Raw genomic sequence first — 17,188 nt, forward strand, 5'->3', positions numbered from 1 at the left:
AGAGTCCGTACACGTTGCGGGTGGTCCCCGCGTGGCGCGCACCGTGAGACTCGGAGGCACTGGCACGTGACGCGGGAGGTTCAATTGAGCGGCAGTGAGCTTCTGGAGGAGGACCTTCTCGGCAGGCATCGCGCGGTGCTGCCGAACTGGCTGGCCCTCTACTACTCGGAGCCCATCGAGATCGTGCGCGCGAAGGGGCGCCACGTCACCGACTCGACCGGGGCGACCTATCTCGACTTCTTCGCGGGCATCCTGACGAACGCGATCGGCTACGACGTCGAAGAGATTTCGGACGCGGTGCGCGCGCAGCTCGACACGGGCGTCCTGCACACCTCGACGCTGTACCTGATCCGCAAGCAGGTGGAACTGGCCGAGCAGATCGCGGAGCTGTCCGGCATCCCGGACGCGAAGGTGTTCTTCACCAACTCCGGCACCGAAGCCAACGAGACCGCGCTCATGCTCGCCACCCAGTACCGGCGCAGCGACCAGGTGCTCGCGCTGCGGAACTCCTACCACGGCAGGGCGTTCGCGACGATCGGCATCACCGGGAACCGGGGCTGGTCGGCCAGTTCGCTTTCGCCGGTGAAGGTGAGCTACGTGCACGGCGGGTACCGGTACCGAGGGCCGTTCTCGAAGTTCTCGGACGCCGACTACACCGCGGCGTGCGTCGAGGACCTGCGCGATGTGCTGCAGACGTCGACCTCCGGTGACGTCGCCGCGCTCATCGCGGAGCCGATCCAGGGCGTCGGCGGGTTCTCGGTACCGCCGGACGGCATGCTCGGGGCGTTCAAGGAGGTCCTCGACGAGCACGGCATCCTGCTGATCTCCGACGAGGTGCAGACCGGGTGGGGCCGGACGGGCGAGCACTTCTGGGGCATTCAGGCGCACGGCGTCACCCCGGACATCATGACGTTCGCGAAGGGGCTCGGCAACGGGCTCGCGATCGGCGGCGTGATCGCGCGCGGCGACATCATGGACTGCCTCGGCGCCAACTCGATCTCCACCTTCGGCGGGAACCCGATCTCCACCGCGGGCGCGAAGGCGACCTTGGACTACTTGCTCGCGCACGATCTTCAGGGCAATGCCGCCAAGCTCGGCGACCGGCTGCTGACCGGTCTGCGCGAGCTGTCCACTCGGTACGGCGTGCTCGGCGACGTACGGGGCAAGGGCCTGATGATCGGGCTCGAATTCGTCGGGCCGGACGGCGAACCGAGCCCTGCCGCGGCAGGATCGGTGCTGGAGAAGACGAAGGAACTGGGCCTGCTCGTCGGCAAGGGCGGCCTGCACAACAACGTCATCCGGCTCGCGCCGCCGATGACGCTGACCGATGCCGAGGCCGACGAGGCGCTCGGCATCCTCGGCGAAGCGATCGCGCACACCCAGGAGGCAGGGGCCAAGTGACCAACCGCATCAGTCACCGGATCGACGGCAAGGCGTGGGCGGGTGTGCCCGAACGGTCCGGCGAGGTGTTCGACCCCGCGACCGGCTCCGTCCAGTCCTCAGTGGACTTCGCTTCGATCTCCGAGGTCGCCGAGGCGGTTTCGGCGGCGTCTCGCGCGCTTCCCGCTTGGCGCAACGCTTCTCTGGCTGCGCGCACACGCGTGCTCTTCGCCTTCCGCGAACTGCTTTCGGCACGCAAGGGCGAGCTGGCGAAGATCATCACCTCGGAGCACGGGAAGGTCGAATCCGACGCGGCGGGGGAGATCGCGCGCGCGATCGAGAACGTCGAGTACGCCTGCGGCGCGGCGCAGATGCTGAAGGGGGGCTACAGCGAGAGCGCGTCGACCGGGATCGACGTGTATTCGATGCTCCAGCCGCTGGGCGTGGTCGGCGTGATTTCGCCGTTCAACTTCCCCGCGATGGTGCCGCTGTGGTTCGTGCCGAACGCGATCGCGTGCGGGAACACGGTGGTGCTGAAGCCGAGCGAGAAGGACCCGTCCGCGGCGAACTTCATCGCCGACCTGTTCGCCGAGGCCGGGCTCCCGTCGGGCGTGCTGAACGTGCTGCACGGGGACAAGGTCGCCGTTGACGGCTTGCTCGAACACCCCGATGTGAAGGCGATCTCGTTCGTCGGGTCGACGCCGATCGCGCGTTACGTCTACCGAACCGGTACCGCGAACGGGAAACGCGTGCAGGCGCTCGGCGGCGCGAAGAACCACATGGTGGTGCTGCCGGACGCCGATCTCGATCTCGCCGCGGACGCCGCGGTCTCCGCCGGGTTCGGGTCGGCGGGGGAGCGGTGCATGGCCGTCTCGGTGGTCGTCGCGGTCGATCCGATCGGGGACGAGCTGGTGGCGAAGATCGCCGACCGGATATCGCGGTTGCGGGTTGGTGACGGATCTCGTCCGTCGTCGGAAATGGGGCCGTTGGTCACCGCGGCGCACCACCAGCGCGTTACGTCCTATGTGGACGCCGGTCTTTCCTCGGGTGCTTCGCTGGTCGTCGATGGGCGGGGTATCGCGGTCGATGGCGCTGCCGAAGGATTCTGGCTGGGACCGACGCTGTTCGACCACGTCCGGCCGGAGATGTCCATCTACACCGACGAGATCTTCGGGCCGGTGCTGTCGGTGGCGCGCGTGCCGGGCTACGAAGAAGCGCTGGCGCTGGTGAACCGGAACCCGTACGGGAACGGGACGGCGATCTACACCGGGGACGGTGGCGCCGCGCGGCGGTTCCAGCACGAGGTCGAGGTGGGCATGGTCGGGGTGAACGTGCCGATTCCGGTGCCGGTGGGGTACTACTCGTTCGGCGGGTGGAAGGACTCGTTGTTCGGGGACACCCATGCTTATGGGCCGGAGGGGTTCCACTTCTTCACGCGGACGAAGGTGGTCACGTCGCGGTGGCTGGATCCGTCGCATGGCGGGGTGAACTTGGGGTTCCCGCGCAACGACTGATCCGTTTCGGGTTGGCACGGCGGTTCCCCACGGCACGCCTTCGGCGCGCCGTGGGGAACCGCCGCTCCTCGGTGCGGGAACCGTCGCTGGTCACCAGCGGCGGTTCCCGACGGACCGGGCATCGTGGTCGGCTTTCGTTCGCAGGGCTGCGATTGTGGTTGTGGTGGTGGTTGTGGTTGGGACGCTTCGGTTTTCGTGGTGGTCGCGTTGTGCTGGCGTCGTTTGGTGCGGGTGGCGCGGTTGCGTCGCCGTGGTGCGTTTGGACAAGTGGTCACCATCAAGGTGCATTCGTGGTTCACACTTGTGAGTGATGCAACGTGCGCTTGCGTGCGGGTAACGTTGTGTTGTGCCTAAAACTGGGGAGTACCAAGGGTTTTCGTTCGCTTCCGCCTTCATCGCGGAGCGGCGGGTTTGTCGATGCCGGGAGAGTGCGTGGGAGTTGCGCGGGATAGCGCATCTCGCCTCGCTGGGTTCTCGAAGATCGGTGGTGTCCGAGGTTGCTTTGGTGTGCAAGCTTTCTGAGGTAGCGGCGGAGAAACGGACGGCGCTCGCGGTCGCGTTGACCTCGTACCTGCCGCACACGCTGGAAGCCTTGGAGTCCGGTCTCATCGACGAGTACGCGGCGTCGCGGGTGTTCGATGCGACCGCGTGTTCGCCCGAAGCGCTGGCGCGCCGGGTGGATTCGTTGCTGGTAGGGCGGTTCGATGTCCGCAACGCCTCGGCGCTGCGCCGGATCGTGAACTCCATCATCATGCGGATCGACCCCGACGGGTACGAGGATCGGCGCCAGCAACGCATCGACGCGCGGAGGCTGGAGCTTCGGCACGGGGATCACGGTTCGTCCACTTTGTTCGCCGACCTGCCCGCCGAGCAGGCGCAAGCGATCTACGCCGCCTGCGATCGCGATGCGCTGGCGTTGAAGCTCAAAGGTGATCCGCGCACCATGGATCAGTTGCGAGTGGACTGCTTCGTCGCGCGCTGTCTTGGCGGTTCCGGGGACGGCAAGGCGCGGGCGGAGATCTTCGTCTACGTCGACATCAACACGTTGCTGGGCCTGCGGGACGACCCGGCGGAACTCGGCGGCTACGGGGACATCCCGGCTGCCATGGCCCGCGAGATCGCGTTCAAGACCGACTCCACGTGGCGGCGGATCGTGACCGACCCGATGACCGGATTGCCGTGCGATGAAGGACGGCGCACATACCGGGCGCCGAGGGCAGTGCGGCGGCACGCCCACCTCCGGCACCGCACCTGTTGCATGCCGGGCTGCAACCGGCCCGCGCAGTTCACCGATCTCGACCACCCGACCGCCTGGAGCGAAGGCGGAGGCACCGACAAAGTCAACCTGCGCCCGCTGTGCCGCCATCACCACCTACTGCGGAACGAACCAGGCTGGACGTTCACCACCGACGACAACGGCCGCCTCGTCGTCACCACGCCCAGCGGCCGCACCTACACCGAAGAATCCCCACCGGACATAGCTTTGCCGGGTTGGCACGCTGCCATCCGTTGCGGTGAACGACCTGCGTCGGTATCTCGTGGCGGTCCGGCAGCGGCCTAGTTTGGCTTCATGATGGGAAATGCGGAGCGCGATTCCTCCGCGCGGGCGCGGGAGATCGGCGAGGAACTGAGGGGTGCGCGAGTGGCTGCGAAAATCTCCGCAGCCGGTCTCGCGAAGGCCATGGACTGCTCGCAGACCAAGATCTCCCGGCTGGAAACCGGCGGGCGGGGTGCGTCCGAACTGGATGTGACCATGTACCTGACCGCGTGTGGCGTTGGCAGGAAGGAAATTCTGCGCATCCTCGACCTGGTCAGGGAAACCGACGACGGTTACCGCCTGCGCCCGCACCGCGAGCAGATGCCAGATCAGTTGCGCTCCCTGAGCGCGCAGGAAGCGCTCGCCAGCTCGATCCTGGTCTTCGAGCCGATGCTCGTACCGGGGATCCTGCAAACCGAGGACTACGCACGCCAGGTCTTCCGCGCGGCCGGAGCGCTGGCACCGTGGGACATCGAAGCCTCCGTGAAGGCACGATTGAGCAGGCAGCGGCTGCTTCGCGGCGGGGAATCGCCCTACTTCACCTTCTACCTGCACGAACATGCCTTGCGGAACATGGTGGGCAACTTTCCGGTCATGCACGAGCAGGTCATGCATCTCCTCCTGGTCAGCTCATACGCCCGATGCGAAATCCGCGTGATCCGCAGGGTGGCGAGCCCGGGAGGCGTCTTCGGTGGACCGTTCTGGTTCATGCGATACGCGGAGCATCGCCCCATGGTCTACGTGGAAAGCCACACCACGAGCCTGTTTCTGGAAGACAAGGAAGACCTGGACAAGTACCGGCAGACTGTCGGCAAACTCGGGGAACTCGCCCTGGATGGAGCACAATCCAGGAGGTGGCTTGCCACCCTGGCAAGCGAGTACGACCGAGTGAAGGATCCCCGTGATGAGCACCCGCGATCTGATCTGGCGTAAGAGCAGCTACAGCAACGGAGTCGGTGGCGAGTGCGTGGAGGTCGCGCTGAGGAAGGGCACCGCCGCCGTGCGCGACTCCAAGGCGCCTGAAGCCGGGATTCTCTCAATCTCGGCCGCCTCCTGGCGAGCCCTTCTCAAGGCGCCGGAGCGACCCTCCGCATGCCCCGAAGGCCACCTTCGGGGAATCTAACGCCGCGAACTCGCCCCTCGCGGCGGGCGGCACGGCGGCGCTGATGCCCTGAAGGTGCCCTTCACGGCGTCAGATTCCCTCATGGGCCCCTTCGGGGTATGCGCTCGGAGCGGAGCGGGTCCGTGGAGGCCGCATCCGTGGCATTCACGCCTATGAAGGCCTTTTTTGGGGTGCCAGCGCGGAGATGAGAATGAGACGTGAACGGCGCCTTGAGGGAATCTGATGCCGCGATCTCGTCCCTCATGGCGGGCGGCATGGTGATGCTGATGCCCTGAAGGTGCCCTTCGCGGCATCAGATTCCCTCAAGGGCGCCTTCAGGGCACCTCGCTTTGACCTCTACAGGAGCATCCTTCGGGGCATCGGCGGCACGCCACGCGGAACGGGCACAAGCTGAAGCGCGCGCCCGGAACGGCACGCCGCAGCAGCGCGCCCGGCCTGCGGCGAAGCACGCCCGAAGAGCGCCCGGAGCGGGGGCGCGCACCGTGCGGCCGGAAGTCCGTAAACTCGACGTACGGGTGAGCGGCACGGGAGGTGATCGGGTGGCCAACGCGGACGAGCGCCGGTTCGAGGTGCTGCGCGCGATCGTGGCCGACTACGTCTCCAACCAGGAGCCGGTCGGGTCGAAGGCGATCGTCGACCGGCACAACCTCGGGGTGTCCAGCGCGACCGTGCGCAACGACATGGCGGCGCTGGAAGAGGACGGCTACATCACGCAGCCGCACACCAGCGCCGGGCGGATCCCGACGGACAAGGGGTACCGGGTCTTCGTCGACAAGCTGTCCGAGATCAAGCCGCTGACCAGCGCCGAGCGGCGCGCGATCACGAGTTTCCTGGACGGCGCGATGGACGTCGACGACGTGCTGCGCCGGTCCGTGCGCCTGCTGGCTCAGCTGACCAGGCAGGTCGCCGTCGTGCAGTACCCGATGTTGACCAACTCCAGCGTGCGCCACCTCGAAGTGGTGCCGCTGACCTCGGCGCGGCTGATGCTCGTGCTGATCACCGACACCGGCCGCGTCGACCAGCGCGCCGTGGACCTCGGCGAGGTGGTCACCGAGGAGACCGTCGCGCGGATCAGGGCACTGCTGAACACCGCGCTGGGTGGCCGCCGGCTGTCCGAGGCCGCGGCCAGGGTCGCCGAGGTGCCCGAGCAGGCGCCGAGTGAGCTGCGCGACGTGTTGGTCCGGGTCTGTACCGTATTGGTGGAATCTCTCGTCGAGCATCCCGAAGAACGGCTGGTGCTCGGCGGCACGGCGAACCTGACCCGCAACGTCGCGGACTTCCCCGGCTCGCTGCGTCAGGTGCTGGAAGCGCTCGAAGAGCAGGTTGTCGTGTTGAAACTGCTCGCCGCGGCGCGCAACCCCGGTGCGGTCACGGTCCGCATCGGCGGGGAAAATGAAGACGAGCAGATGCGCAGCACCTCGGTGGTGTCCATCGGCTACGGCATGGATGACATGCTGCTGGGCGGGATGGGCATCGTCGGGCCGACCAGGATGGACTATCCGGGCACGATCGCGGCGGTGCGCGCGGTGGCGAACTACGTGGGGCAGATCCTGGCCGGGCGGTAGCCCGTCGGCCGGGAGGGTACGGAAACGAGGACGGCATAACGGTGGCCAGGGACTACTACGGCACGCTCGGTGTCGCGAAGAACGCGACCGAGCAGGAGATCAAGCGCGCCTACCGCAAGATGGCGCGCGAGCTGCACCCGGACGTCAACCCCTCCGAGGACGCGCAGCACCGCTTCGGCGAGGTCACCACCGCCTACGAGGTGCTTTCCGACCCGCAGAAGCGCAAGATCGTCGACCTCGGGGGAGACCCGCTCGACAGCGGTGGCGGCGGTGGCCGCGGCGGCGACCCGTTCTCCGGCTTCGGCGGCCTCGGCGACATCATGGACGCCTTCTTCGGCGCCGCGGGCGGCGGCGGTGGCGGCAGGGGACGCGGCCCGCGCAGCAGGGTTCAGCCGGGCTCGGACGCGTTGCTCCGGCTCGGGCTCACCCTCGAAGAGTGCGCGACCGGCGTCGACAAGGACATCACCGTCGACACCGCCATCCTGTGCGACCTGTGCCGCGGCGCGGGCACCGCGGAGGGCGGCACGCTCAAGACCTGCGACACCTGCGGCGGGCAGGGCGAGGTCCAGTCCGTGCAGCGGTCCTTCCTCGGCCAGGTGGTCACCGCGCGGCCGTGCCCGGTGTGCCGCGGTTTCGGCGAGGTCATCACGGACCCGTGCCGCCAGTGCGGCGGCGACGGCAGGGTCCGCGCCCGCCGCAACGTGACCGCGAAGATCCCGCCCGGCGTCGGCGACGGCATGCGGATCAGGCTGTCCGGGCAGGGCGAGGTCGGCTCGGGTGGCGGCCCGGCCGGTGACCTGTACGTCGAGGTCGACGAGGAGCCGCACGAGGTGTTCGTGCGCCAGGGGCACGACCTGCACTGCAACTTCCGCATCCCGATGACCACCGCCGCGCTCGGCGCGAGCGTGCCCATCGAGACCCTCATCGACGGCGAGTACGAGCTGGACGTCGAGCCGGGCACCCAGCCCGCGACCGAGCTGGTGCTCACCGGCAAGGGCATGCCGAGGCTGCGCTCGTCCGGCCGCGTCGACGGGCGGGGCGACCTGCACGTCCACATCGACGTCCAGGTGCCGACGAAGCTCGACGACGAGCAGCGCGACCTGCTGCGGGAACTGGCCCGTCAGCGCGGCGAGGAAGTCCCGACGCTCGCCACCAACGGCAGGGCGCACGGCGGCCTGTTCTCCAAGCTGCGCGCCAAGAGCCACAAGTAGGTGACCGCGGACCCGACGGCGACCACCCCGCCGGTCTTCCTGGTGGACGCCGTGCCGCCGGGGGAGCGGTTCGCCCTCGGCGGCGAAGAAGCGCGCCACGCCGTCACCGTGCGGCGCACGCGCGCCGGCGAGCTGCTCGTGGTGTCCGACGGCGCGGGCGAACTGGCCCGGTGCGCCGTCGAAGCGGTTCGCGCGGGGCGGGACGCGGAGCTGGACCTCGTCGTCGAAGAACGGTGGACCGAGCCGCCGCCCGCGTTGCGCGTGACGATCGTGCAGGCGCTCGCGAAGGGCGACCGCGGCGAACTCGCCGTCGAACTGGCCACCGAGGCAGGCGCCGACGCGATCCTGCCGTGGCGCGCGGCCCGCAGCGTCGCGCGCTGGGACGACGGGCCCCGCGGTGCGAAGGCACTCGCCAGGTGGCGATCCACCGCGCGCGCCGCGGCGAAACAGGCGCGCCGGGCCTACCTGCCGGAGGTCGGCGACCCGGTGACGACCGCGGCACTCGCCGAGCGCGTCCGCGCCGCCGACCGGGCTTTCGTCCTCGAAGCGGGTGTGCCGGGAAGGCTCGCGACCGAGCCACTACCCGAGTCCGGCGAGCTACTGCTCGTGATCGGACCGGAAGGAGGGGTTACGGGTGAGGAACTCGTCACCCTCAGCGAAGCGGGCGCCCTCCCGGTGCGCCTCGGCCCGACCGTACTGCGGACCTCGACGGCCGCGGCCGTCGCACTCGGTGCACTAGGAGCCAGGACCACCCGCTGGAACTGACCACCAGGTGGACCGAGCTACCCGCTGTCTTCGAAACCCCGGAAATTTGTACCCCTGTTTTCCGCTCCGACTGTGGCGCTCAAGGTCTCCCGGCCGTTACTCTTGTCAACCAACGCACCACACACGGTTTCGGTGCACCGGGGGACTTCTGGATTCCCGGTGCGCCGGTAAACCCCGCCGGGCACCTCCCCCCTCGGCCCGGCGGAGCCGCGGTGGCGATGGAGTAACCCCCAGGCTCCATCGCCCCGCGGCATCTTCACTCGTTCCTCGTTTCGATGCCGCGTGGCGATTCCGCGTATTGGTTGGGGGGCCGAGCCCCCCAAACCCCCCACGGTGCGGTGGGTTCCTGAACCAGCGTGGTCCGGTGGCGTTGGGCCTGGCGGCCCTCGCCTTTGGGCGGGCGGGTGGGTCTGTTTGCTTGCGGGGCCTGCCTTGGGTGGACGGGTCCGTTCGCCTGCGGGCCTGGCGGCCCTGGGCTGGAGGTGTTCGGGTGGGGCCTGCGGGCCTGGCGGCCCTGGGCTTATTGGGGCGGCGGGTTCGGCCTGCGGGCCTGGCGGCCCTGGGCTTGTTTTTGGGGCGGCGGCGGGTATGACCGGTGGCCTGCGGGGCCTCGGTTGGACGGAATTGGTGGTTTTTCTGTGCGGTAGAGCCGGGGTCTGTACGGTTTCGCGGGTGGGGAGACCAGGGAACTTTCAGGGGGCGTATCCGGATCCGCGGCGCGGGGGGCAGTGGGTGCCGCCCGGGCCGGGGTATCCGGCGCACAGGCAGGGAGAGCCGGGGTACGGGTATCAGGCACCGCCACCGCCGCCGGGGCGCAGGGGCGGGGTGATCGTGGCGGTGGTGATCGGTGTGCTCGTGCTGGTGGGCGGGGGTGTTACCGCCGTGGTGCTGGGCAGCGGGTCTTCGCCTGACGCTCAGCCTGCGTCGTCGTCGATCCCGGTCGGGCCGCCGTCTGGGCCCGGGAGTCCGTCGACCTCCATCGAGCCGCCCGCGGTGTCGACTTCGGGATGGGCCGTCGTCGACAATGGCGCGGGCGCGGGGCTCACCTACTCTGTGCCTGCGGAGTGGCAGCACAAGGCGGGCCAGGTTTACGACTCCAGGTACGGGTTCAGCGGGAACTACGCCGAATACGGCACCTTCACCTGTCCGAGCCCGGCCACGGGCGGGGTCAAGGGGCGCGTGGTGAGCACGCCGGGCTTCCCCGCATCGGACCCGGACCCGGCCACGGTCGTCCTGAACGTCATCGACGTGGTTTCGAGCGCGACCCTCGACGTCGGCGCGAACGACCTCAAGACCACGAAGGCCGCGGTCAGCCCGGACGGCAAGAGCGCGACCAAGGAAGCCGTGGCGAAGGTGGGCGGGAACACCGAATGCGGGCGGGAGGCCGAGCTCTCCGTCAAGGTCTGGGAAGCGGGTGACGGCCCCGACGGCAAGAAGGCCTACCGCGCGCTGGTGGCGTTCGCGCTGACCGACGGCGGCCCGGCCGACCCCGCGCCGCCGAAGTCCGGCACGGCGAAGGCGATCGTCGGCACGGCGAAGCTCGCCGGATAAGCTGCGGCCATGAGTGACGCGGAGACCTTGTTCGAGCGGATCATCGCCAGGGAGATCCCGGCCGAGATCGTGCACGAGACCGACAACACGGTGGCGTTCCGGGACATCAATCCGCAGGCGCGCACGCATGTGCTGGTGGTGCCCAAGAAGCGGTATCGGAATGTGGCCGAGCTGGCGGCGGCGGATCCCGCGCTGCTCGGGGAGGTGATCGGCACGGCGGCGAAGGTGGCGGAGCTGGAGGGGATTTCCCAGAGCGGATACCGGGTGGTGTTCAACACCGAGCTGGATGCCGGGCAGACCGTGTTCCATGTGCACGCCCACGTGCTCGGTGGCGAGCAGCTCGGCTTCTTCGGGCGCGTGTCCTGAGCGGCGTGCGGGGTAACCACCTGCGTCGAGGCCGGGCATACCGCTAGCATCGTGGGGAACGCATCCGACACCGACGATCAGCGAACGCGCAGAAAGCAGGCCCGAGGGCACGTGGCCGGTACCGCACCGGGTGGAGCCGCCCGATCCGACGTCCCCCAGGACGTCACACAGCCGCCGTCGACGACCGAGGTCACCGACCAGGCTGTCCAGGCAGCACAGTCGAGATTCCCCATCCCCGACGCGGCCGCGCTCACGCTGCTCGGCTCCCGAGACGAAAACCTCCGGGTGGCCGAGGAACTGCTCGCCGCGGACGTCCACGTCCGGGGCAACGAGGTCACCCTCACCGGCAGCCCCGCCGACGTGGCGTTCGCCGAGCGGGTGTTCGCCGAACTGGTGACGCTCGCCGGGCGCGGCCAGCAGGTCGGTCCCGACACGGTGCGCCGCACCGTCGGCATGCTCTCCTCCGGCGGCGCCGAGTCGCCTGCCGAAGTGCTGAGCATGGACATCCTGTCCCGCCGCGGCCGTACCATCCGGCCCAAGACGCTGAACCAGAAGCGCTACGTCGACGCGATCGACAAGCACACCATCGTCTTCGGCATCGGCCCCGCGGGCACCGGCAAGACCTACCTCGCGATGGCGAAGGCCGTGCAGGCGCTGCAGGCCAAGCAGGTCACCAGGATCGTGCTGACCAGGCCCGCGGTCGAGGCAGGCGAGCGGCTCGGGTACCTGCCCGGCACGCTCAACGAGAAGATCGACCCGTACCTGCGGCCGCTCTACGACGCGCTGCACGACATGGTCGACCCCGAGTCGATCCCGCGCCTCATGCAGGCGGGCACCATCGAGATCGCGCCGCTGGCCTACATGCGCGGCCGCACCTTGAACGACGCGTTCATCATTCTCGACGAGGCGCAGAACACCACGCCGGAGCAGATGAAGATGTTCCTCACCCGGCTCGGGTTCGGCGCCAAGATCGTGGTCACCGGCGACGTCACCCAGGTCGACCTGCCCAGCGGGCAGAAGAGCGGGCTGCGGGTGGTCAGGGACATCCTCGAAGGCGTCGAGGACCTGCACTTCGCCCAGCTCACCAGTCAGGACGTGGTGCGCCACCGGCTCGTCGGCGACATCGTCGACGCCTACGAGAAGTGGCAGGCGCTGCAGGACGCCGCGGCACCGGAACGCGGCTGGCGGGGCCGCTCGTGAGCATCGAGATCGCCAACGAGTCCGGGGTCCCGGTCGACGAGGCCTCCATCGTCTCGGCCGCGCGGTTCGCGCTCGACCGGATGGAGGTCAGCCCGCTCGCGGAGCTGTCCGTCGCACTGGTCACCCTCGAGGTGATGGAAGACCTGCACGAGCGGTGGATGGACCTGCCTGGCCCCACCGACGTGATGGCCTTCCCGATGGACGAGCTGGACGCCGCCGTCCGCCGCCCCGACGCGCCGGACGCCTCGCCCGCGCTGCTCGGCGACATCATCCTGTGCCCCGGCTTCGCCAAGGACCAGGCGCGCACCGCCGGGCACTCGCTGCTCGACGAACTGCACCTGCTGACCGTGCACGGCGTGCTGCACCTGCTCGGCTACGACCACGCCGAGCCCGCCGAGGAACGCGAGATGTTCGGCCTGCAGAAGCGGATCCTCGCCGACTTCCAGGAAGCCACCGAAGCGGCGCGGCGCCAGCACGTGCGCCGCAGCACCGACGACAGGCTGCTCGGCGCCGCCGGTCTCGACGGTTCCGCCGAACCCGACTCCGCCGGCTAGGGACGACGACACATGGCCAGTCCCACCGGCCTGCTCATTCTCGCGGTCGCGCTGGTGCTCCTCGGTGGCGTGTTCGCCGCGGCCGACGCGGCCGTCAGCACGGTGTCGCAGGCGCGGGCCGACGGGCTGGTGCGGCTGGGCAGGCCCGGCGCGAAACAGCTCTCCGCGGTGATCGCCGAGCGGCGGCGGCACATCAACCTGCTGCTCCTGCTGCGGATGGGCTGCGAGCTCACCTCGACCGTGCTCGTCACGATCGTGTTCCTGACCTGGATCACGCCGGTGTGGCTCGCGGTGGTCGTCGCCGCGCTCGTCATGGTGGTGGTCAGCTACGTCCTCATCGGCGTCGGCCCGCGCACGATCGGCCGCCAGCACCCCTACCGCGTCGGCACGATCGTCGCGGGGCCGGTGCGGGTGCTCGGCTCCGTGCTCGGCCCGCTCAGCAGGCTGCTGATCGTGCTCGGCAACGCGATCACCCCCGGCAAGGGGTTCCGCGAAGGCCCGTTCACCTCCGAGGTCGAGCTGCGCGAACTCGTCGACCTGGCGCAGGAACGCGGCGTCGTCGAGGACTCCGAGCGCGAAATGATCCACTCGGTGTTCGAACTCGGCGACACCGTCGCCCGCGAGGTCATGGTGCCGCGCACCGAAATCGTCTGGATCGAATCCACCAAGACCGTCCGGCAGGCGCTGTCGCTCGCGCTGCGCACCGGGTTCACCCGCGTGCCGGTGATCGGCGAATCGGTCGACGAGATCGTCGGCGTGGTGAACATCAAGGACCTCATGCCCGCCTACATGGCCGAAGGCGGGCCGCTGCGCGAGGTCTCCGAGCTGATGAACCCGGCGAGCTTCGTCCCGGACTCCAAGCGGCTCGACGACCTGCTCAAGGACATGCAGGTGTCCCACAACCACATGGCGATCGCGGTCGACGAGTACGGCGGCACCGCGGGCCTGCTCACCATCGAGGACATCCTCGAGGAGATCGTGGGCGAGATCACCGACGAGTCCGACACCGACGAGCGCCCGCCGGTGGAGCACCTCGACGACCGCTCGGTGCGCGTGTCGGCCCGCCTCGGCGTCGACGATCTCGGCGAGCTGTTCGGGATCGAGCTCGACGACCACGACGTGGAAACCGTCGGTGGCCTGCTCGCGCAGCGGCTCGGCCGCGTCCCGCTCCCGGGCGCCGAGGCCGAGGTCGCGGGGCTCCGGCTGCACGCCGAGGGCGGGAAGGACCGCAGGGGCCGGATGCGGATCACCACGGTCGTGGTGCACGCTTGCGACGACCGGATCGCGGGCCGCAGGATGCGCGTCGGCACCACGGACGACAACGATGACCGTGACAGGAGCGTCGAACATGCCTGAGAGCGCCGAAGACACCGAACTGACCCCCGAGGACGAGAAGATCGTCGTGCTGGCCAGGTCGGCGCGGGCGAGGACGCAGGCCGTGGAAGGCGCCGCGGTGCGCGACACCGACGGGCGCACCTACGCCGCGTCCACTGTGGACCTTCCGTCGTTCAAGATCACCGCGCTGCAGGCGGCGATCGCGGCGGCGGTGTCCAGCGGGGCCGATGGCATCGAAGCCGCCGCCGTGGTCTCCACCGACCCGCTGGTCCCGGAGGCGTCGGTGCAGGCGGTGCGGGACCTGTCGAAGACGGCGCCGATCTTCCGCGCGGACGCCTCCGGCGCGGTCGAGGAGATCCTGCACTGAGCGGGCTGCGAGAATGGCGGGCATGACACCAGAGCACCGGTCCGGCTTCGCCTGTTTCGTCGGCCGCCCCAACGCGGGCAAGTCGACGCTGACCAACGCGCTGGTGGGCACCAAGATCGCGATCACCTCCAGCAAGCCGCAGACCACCCGGCACGCGATCAGGGGCATCGTGCACCGCGAGGACGCGCAGCTCGTGCTCGTCGACACACCGGGCCTGCACCGCCCGCGCACGGTGCTCGGCGAGCGGCTCAACGATCTGGTCTACGCCACCTGGTCCGAAGTGGACGTTGTCGGGTTCTGCGTGCCCGCCAACGAAAAGATCGGGCCGGGGGACCGGTTCATCGCCACCGAGCTGGCGAAGATCGCGCGCCGCACGCCGGTGCTCGGGGTCGTCACCAAGACCGACCTGGTGCCGCCGGAACGCGTCGCCGAGCAGCTGATGGCGCTGGAGAAGGTGATGGAGTTCGCCGATCTGGTCCCGGTGTCCGCTGTGGACGGTTTCCAGGTCGGCACGCTGACCGACCTGCTGGTGCGGCGGCTGCCGGAGGGCCCGCAGCTCTACCCGGACGGCGATCTCACCGACGAGCCGGAGCAGACGCTCGTCGCCGAGCTGATCCGCGAGGCCGCGCTGGAGGGCGTGCACGACGAGCTGCCGCACTCGATCGCGGTGACCATCGAGGAGATGCTCCCGCACGAGGGCCGCGACGACATGATCGACGTGCACGCGCAGCTCTACGTCGAGCGGCCGAGCCAGAAGGGCATCATCCTCGGGCACAAGGGGGAGCGGCTCAAGAAGGTCGGCGCGCAGGCCCGCGGGCACATCGAGGCGCTGCTCGGCAGCAAGGTCTACCTCGACCTGCACGTGAAGGTCGCGAAGGACTGGCAGCGCGACCCGAAGCAGCTCCGCCGCCTGGGCTTCTGAGCCTTCTTTCGCATGCCGCGAGCGACGCGGTCCGCCAGCGGGTACGCTCCCGCGCAACGGCAGGGGCGAGCGCTCCCTGTCCGTGTGCCTCGGGGTCCTCGACGCTGTTGTCCGGTACCGAGTGCGGCCGGAAAGACCGAGTGAAAAATCTTTGTGCAGGGGGAAGTCTTCGATGACCAATCCGTACGGTCAGCAGCCCTACGGGCAGCAGCAGCCGCCGCCCTCCGGCGGTTTCCCCGGCCAGCCGTCGCCGTACGGCCAGCAGGGCGCCTACCCGGGACAGCAGCAGGTGCAGTACCCCGGGCAGCAGGTGAACCCGTACGGCCAGCCCTCCGGCGGATTCCCGCAGCAGGCCCAGCAGCCGTACGGCGGTTACCCCGGGCAGCAGCCGGGTTTCGGCGGTCAGCCCGGTTACGGTGCCGGCGGCTACGCGACGTGGGGGCAGCGGTTCGGGGCCATCCTGATCGACGGGCTCCCCGGGTTCGCGCTCGGCTTCATCGGCGTACTGGTGATGCTGGGCTCCTTCATGGCGGGGCTGATCATCCTGATGCTCGGCAGCCTCGCCAACGCGGGCTGGGCGATCTTCAACCGGTGGATCCAGGGCGGTACCACCGGGCAGACGCTCGGCCGCCGCAAGATGGGCATCATCATGGTCAGCGAGATGACCCGCCAGCCCATCGGCGCGGGCAACGCGTTCGTGCGCGACCTCGCCCACATCCTGGACGGCCTGCCGATCTACCTCGGTTTCCTGTGGCCGCTGTGGGACGAGAAGAGCCAGACCTTCGCGGACAAGGTGATGGGCACCGTCGTGCTCACCGCGCCGCCCGGCTACGGCGCGCAGCAGCAGGGCGGCTACCCGCAGCAGGGTTATCCGCAGCAGCAGGGTTACGGCCAGCAGCCCGGCTACGGGCAGCAGCCCGGCTACGGGCAGCAGCCCGGTTACGGCCAGGGCGGTTACCCGCAGCAGCAGCAACGTTGGTGAGTGTCGGGACGGTTTCCCCGCCCCGGTAGTGGGACCATGGGAACGTGAGCCTTTATCGCGACACCGGTGTGGTGCTGCGCGTGCACAAGCTCGGTGAGGCCGACCGGATCATCACCCTGCTGACCCGCCGTCACGGCAAGGTCCGCGCGGTGGCGAAGGGCGTGCGGAGGACGAGTTCGCGGCTCGGCGCGCGGCTCGAACCGTTCAACCACGTCGACGTGCAGTTCTACACCGGGCGCACGCTCGACGTGGTCACCCAGGTCGAGACGGTGGACGCGTTCGCGGTGCAGATCGTCGGCGACTACCAGCGCTACACGGCCGCGTGCGCGATCACCGAGACCGCGGACCGGCTCTCGGCCGAAGAGGGCGAGCCCGCGCTGCGGCTGTACCTGCTGGTGATCGGCGCCCTGCGCGCGCTGGCCGACGGGGAGCGCGACGCTTCGCTGGTGCTCGACGCGTTCCTGCTGCGGGCCATGTCGTTCGCGGGCTGGGCACCGGCGATCGCGGAATGCGCGCGCTGCGGGCTGCCCGGCCCGCACACCGCGTTCAGCGTGCAGGCGGGCGGCTCGATGTGCGCGAACTGCCGGATGCCCGGCTGCGTGCACCCCGCGCCGGAGGTGCTCGTCCTGCTGGAGGCGCTGCTGCACGGGGACTGGGACGTCGCCGAGTCTTCGGTGCCGGTATCGCGGCGGGACGCGAGCGGGCTCGTCGCGGCGCACCTGCAGTGGCACCTCGAGCGCCAGCTCCGGTCGCTGCCGCTGGTGGAGAGGCGCCGGGAGGCGCAGACGGGCGGCAAGTAGGGTCGGACCGGGCGAC

Annotated in this window: 17 protein-coding genes; all 17 read left to right on the forward strand. The window is 69.5% G+C overall.

Translation table 11 applies throughout. The features are described 5' to 3' along the window. The first annotated feature begins 102 nt into the window (after positions 1-102). The 17 genes from ABD256_RS09600 to recO all read left to right on the forward strand — a co-directional run bounded on the left by ABD256_RS09600 (position 103) and on the right by recO (position 17,172). Complete coding sequence (locus ABD256_RS09600) at positions 103-1,401, forward strand: aspartate aminotransferase family protein (protein ID WP_344416188.1); 1,299 nt, start codon at positions 103-105, stop codon at positions 1,399-1,401. Continuing rightward, entirely contained in the window at positions 1,398-2,894 is a 1,497-nt protein-coding gene (locus tag ABD256_RS09605; protein WP_344415816.1) for a CoA-acylating methylmalonate-semialdehyde dehydrogenase, read from the forward strand. Before ABD256_RS09600 ends, ABD256_RS09605 begins: the two co-directional genes overlap by 4 nt. A gap of 484 nt (positions 2,895-3,378) precedes the next feature. Beyond that, positions 3,379-4,455: an HNH endonuclease signature motif containing protein gene (locus tag ABD256_RS09610; protein WP_425546415.1), complete on the forward strand. Its 1,077-nt coding sequence runs from the start codon at positions 3,379-3,381 to the stop codon at positions 4,453-4,455. A 9-nt stretch (positions 4,456-4,464) separates the two neighbouring features. Then, positions 4,465-5,364, forward strand: coding sequence for a helix-turn-helix domain-containing protein (locus ABD256_RS09615; RefSeq protein ID WP_344415820.1), 900 nt, complete (start codon positions 4,465-4,467; stop codon positions 5,362-5,364). Continuing rightward, entirely contained in the window at positions 5,336-5,554 is a 219-nt protein-coding gene (locus ABD256_RS09620) for a DUF397 domain-containing protein (protein ID WP_344415822.1), read from the forward strand. The genes ABD256_RS09615 and ABD256_RS09620 overlap by 29 nt, the downstream gene beginning before the upstream one ends. Positions 5,555-6,093: 539 nt before the next feature. Continuing rightward, positions 6,094-7,119: a heat-inducible transcriptional repressor HrcA gene (hrcA, locus tag ABD256_RS09625; RefSeq protein WP_344416191.1), complete on the forward strand. Its 1,026-nt coding sequence runs from the start codon at positions 6,094-6,096 to the stop codon at positions 7,117-7,119. 41 nt (positions 7,120-7,160) lie between these two features. Next, positions 7,161-8,330 carry a molecular chaperone DnaJ gene (dnaJ, locus tag ABD256_RS09630; RefSeq protein WP_344415825.1) on the forward strand — a complete coding sequence of 390 codons (1,170 nt, stop codon included), beginning with the start codon at positions 7,161-7,163 and terminating at the stop codon, positions 8,328-8,330. After that, the gene (locus tag ABD256_RS09635) at positions 8,331-9,095 is read left to right on the forward strand and encodes a 16S rRNA (uracil(1498)-N(3))-methyltransferase (RefSeq protein ID WP_344415827.1); all 765 of its coding nucleotides are present in this window, start codon (positions 8,331-8,333) and stop codon (positions 9,093-9,095) included. 831 nt (positions 9,096-9,926) lie between these two features. After that, positions 9,927-10,646: a hypothetical protein gene (locus ABD256_RS09640; RefSeq protein WP_344415829.1), complete on the forward strand. Its 720-nt coding sequence runs from the start codon at positions 9,927-9,929 to the stop codon at positions 10,644-10,646. A 9-nt stretch (positions 10,647-10,655) separates the two neighbouring features. Further along, positions 10,656-11,012, forward strand: a complete 357-nt coding sequence (locus tag ABD256_RS09645) for a histidine triad nucleotide-binding protein (protein ID WP_344415831.1) — start codon at positions 10,656-10,658, stop codon at positions 11,010-11,012. Positions 11,013-11,123: 111 nt separating this feature from the next. Beyond that, positions 11,124-12,212 carry a PhoH family protein gene (locus tag ABD256_RS09650; RefSeq protein ID WP_344416193.1) on the forward strand — a complete coding sequence of 363 codons (1,089 nt, stop codon included), beginning with the start codon at positions 11,124-11,126 and terminating at the stop codon, positions 12,210-12,212. Next, entirely contained in the window at positions 12,209-12,766 is a 558-nt protein-coding gene (ybeY, locus tag ABD256_RS09655) for an rRNA maturation RNase YbeY (RefSeq protein ID WP_344415833.1), read from the forward strand. Before ABD256_RS09650 ends, ybeY begins: the two co-directional genes overlap by 4 nt. 12 nt (positions 12,767-12,778) lie before the next feature. Next, on the forward strand, positions 12,779-14,122 hold the full coding sequence (locus tag ABD256_RS09660; protein ID WP_344415835.1) for a hemolysin family protein: 1,344 nt from the start codon (positions 12,779-12,781) through the stop codon (positions 14,120-14,122). Further along, complete coding sequence (locus ABD256_RS09665) at positions 14,115-14,468, forward strand: cytidine deaminase (RefSeq protein WP_344415837.1); 354 nt, start codon at positions 14,115-14,117, stop codon at positions 14,466-14,468. Before ABD256_RS09660 ends, ABD256_RS09665 begins: the two co-directional genes overlap by 8 nt. A gap of 22 nt (positions 14,469-14,490) precedes the next feature. After that, positions 14,491-15,390: a GTPase Era gene (gene era, locus ABD256_RS09670; protein WP_344415839.1), complete on the forward strand. Its 900-nt coding sequence runs from the start codon at positions 14,491-14,493 to the stop codon at positions 15,388-15,390. 172 nt (positions 15,391-15,562) lie between these two features. After that, positions 15,563-16,372: an RDD family protein gene (locus tag ABD256_RS09675; protein WP_344415841.1), complete on the forward strand. Its 810-nt coding sequence runs from the start codon at positions 15,563-15,565 to the stop codon at positions 16,370-16,372. Between the two features lie 44 nt (positions 16,373-16,416). Further along, the gene (gene recO, locus ABD256_RS09680) at positions 16,417-17,172 is read left to right on the forward strand and encodes a DNA repair protein RecO (RefSeq protein ID WP_344415843.1); all 756 of its coding nucleotides are present in this window, start codon (positions 16,417-16,419) and stop codon (positions 17,170-17,172) included. Positions 17,173-17,188 lie beyond the last annotated feature (16 nt).

It is taken from the genome of Amycolatopsis minnesotensis (genome assembly GCF_039529815.1).
GTDB lineage: Bacteria > Actinomycetota > Actinomycetes > Mycobacteriales > Pseudonocardiaceae > Amycolatopsis > Amycolatopsis minnesotensis.

What these genes read in the sequence shown, in the direction of transcription:
- ABD256_RS09615 (WP_344415820.1), top strand. Translation starts at nt 4,465, where the DNA reads ATGATGGGAAATGCGGAGCGCGATTCCTCCGCGCGGGCGCGGGAGATC.
- ABD256_RS09620 (WP_344415822.1), top strand. Translation starts at nt 5,336, where the DNA reads ATGAGCACCCGCGATCTGATCTGGCGTAAGAGCAGCTACAGCAACGGA.
- ABD256_RS09645 (WP_344415831.1), top strand. Translation starts at nt 10,656, where the DNA reads ATGAGTGACGCGGAGACCTTGTTCGAGCGGATCATCGCCAGGGAGATC.
- ABD256_RS09660 (WP_344415835.1), top strand. Translation starts at nt 12,779, where the DNA reads ATGGCCAGTCCCACCGGCCTGCTCATTCTCGCGGTCGCGCTGGTGCTC.
- ABD256_RS09665 (WP_344415837.1), top strand. Translation starts at nt 14,115, where the DNA reads ATGCCTGAGAGCGCCGAAGACACCGAACTGACCCCCGAGGACGAGAAG.
- era (WP_344415839.1), top strand. Translation starts at nt 14,491, where the DNA reads ATGACACCAGAGCACCGGTCCGGCTTCGCCTGTTTCGTCGGCCGCCCC.
- ABD256_RS09675 (WP_344415841.1), top strand. Translation starts at nt 15,563, where the DNA reads ATGACCAATCCGTACGGTCAGCAGCCCTACGGGCAGCAGCAGCCGCCG.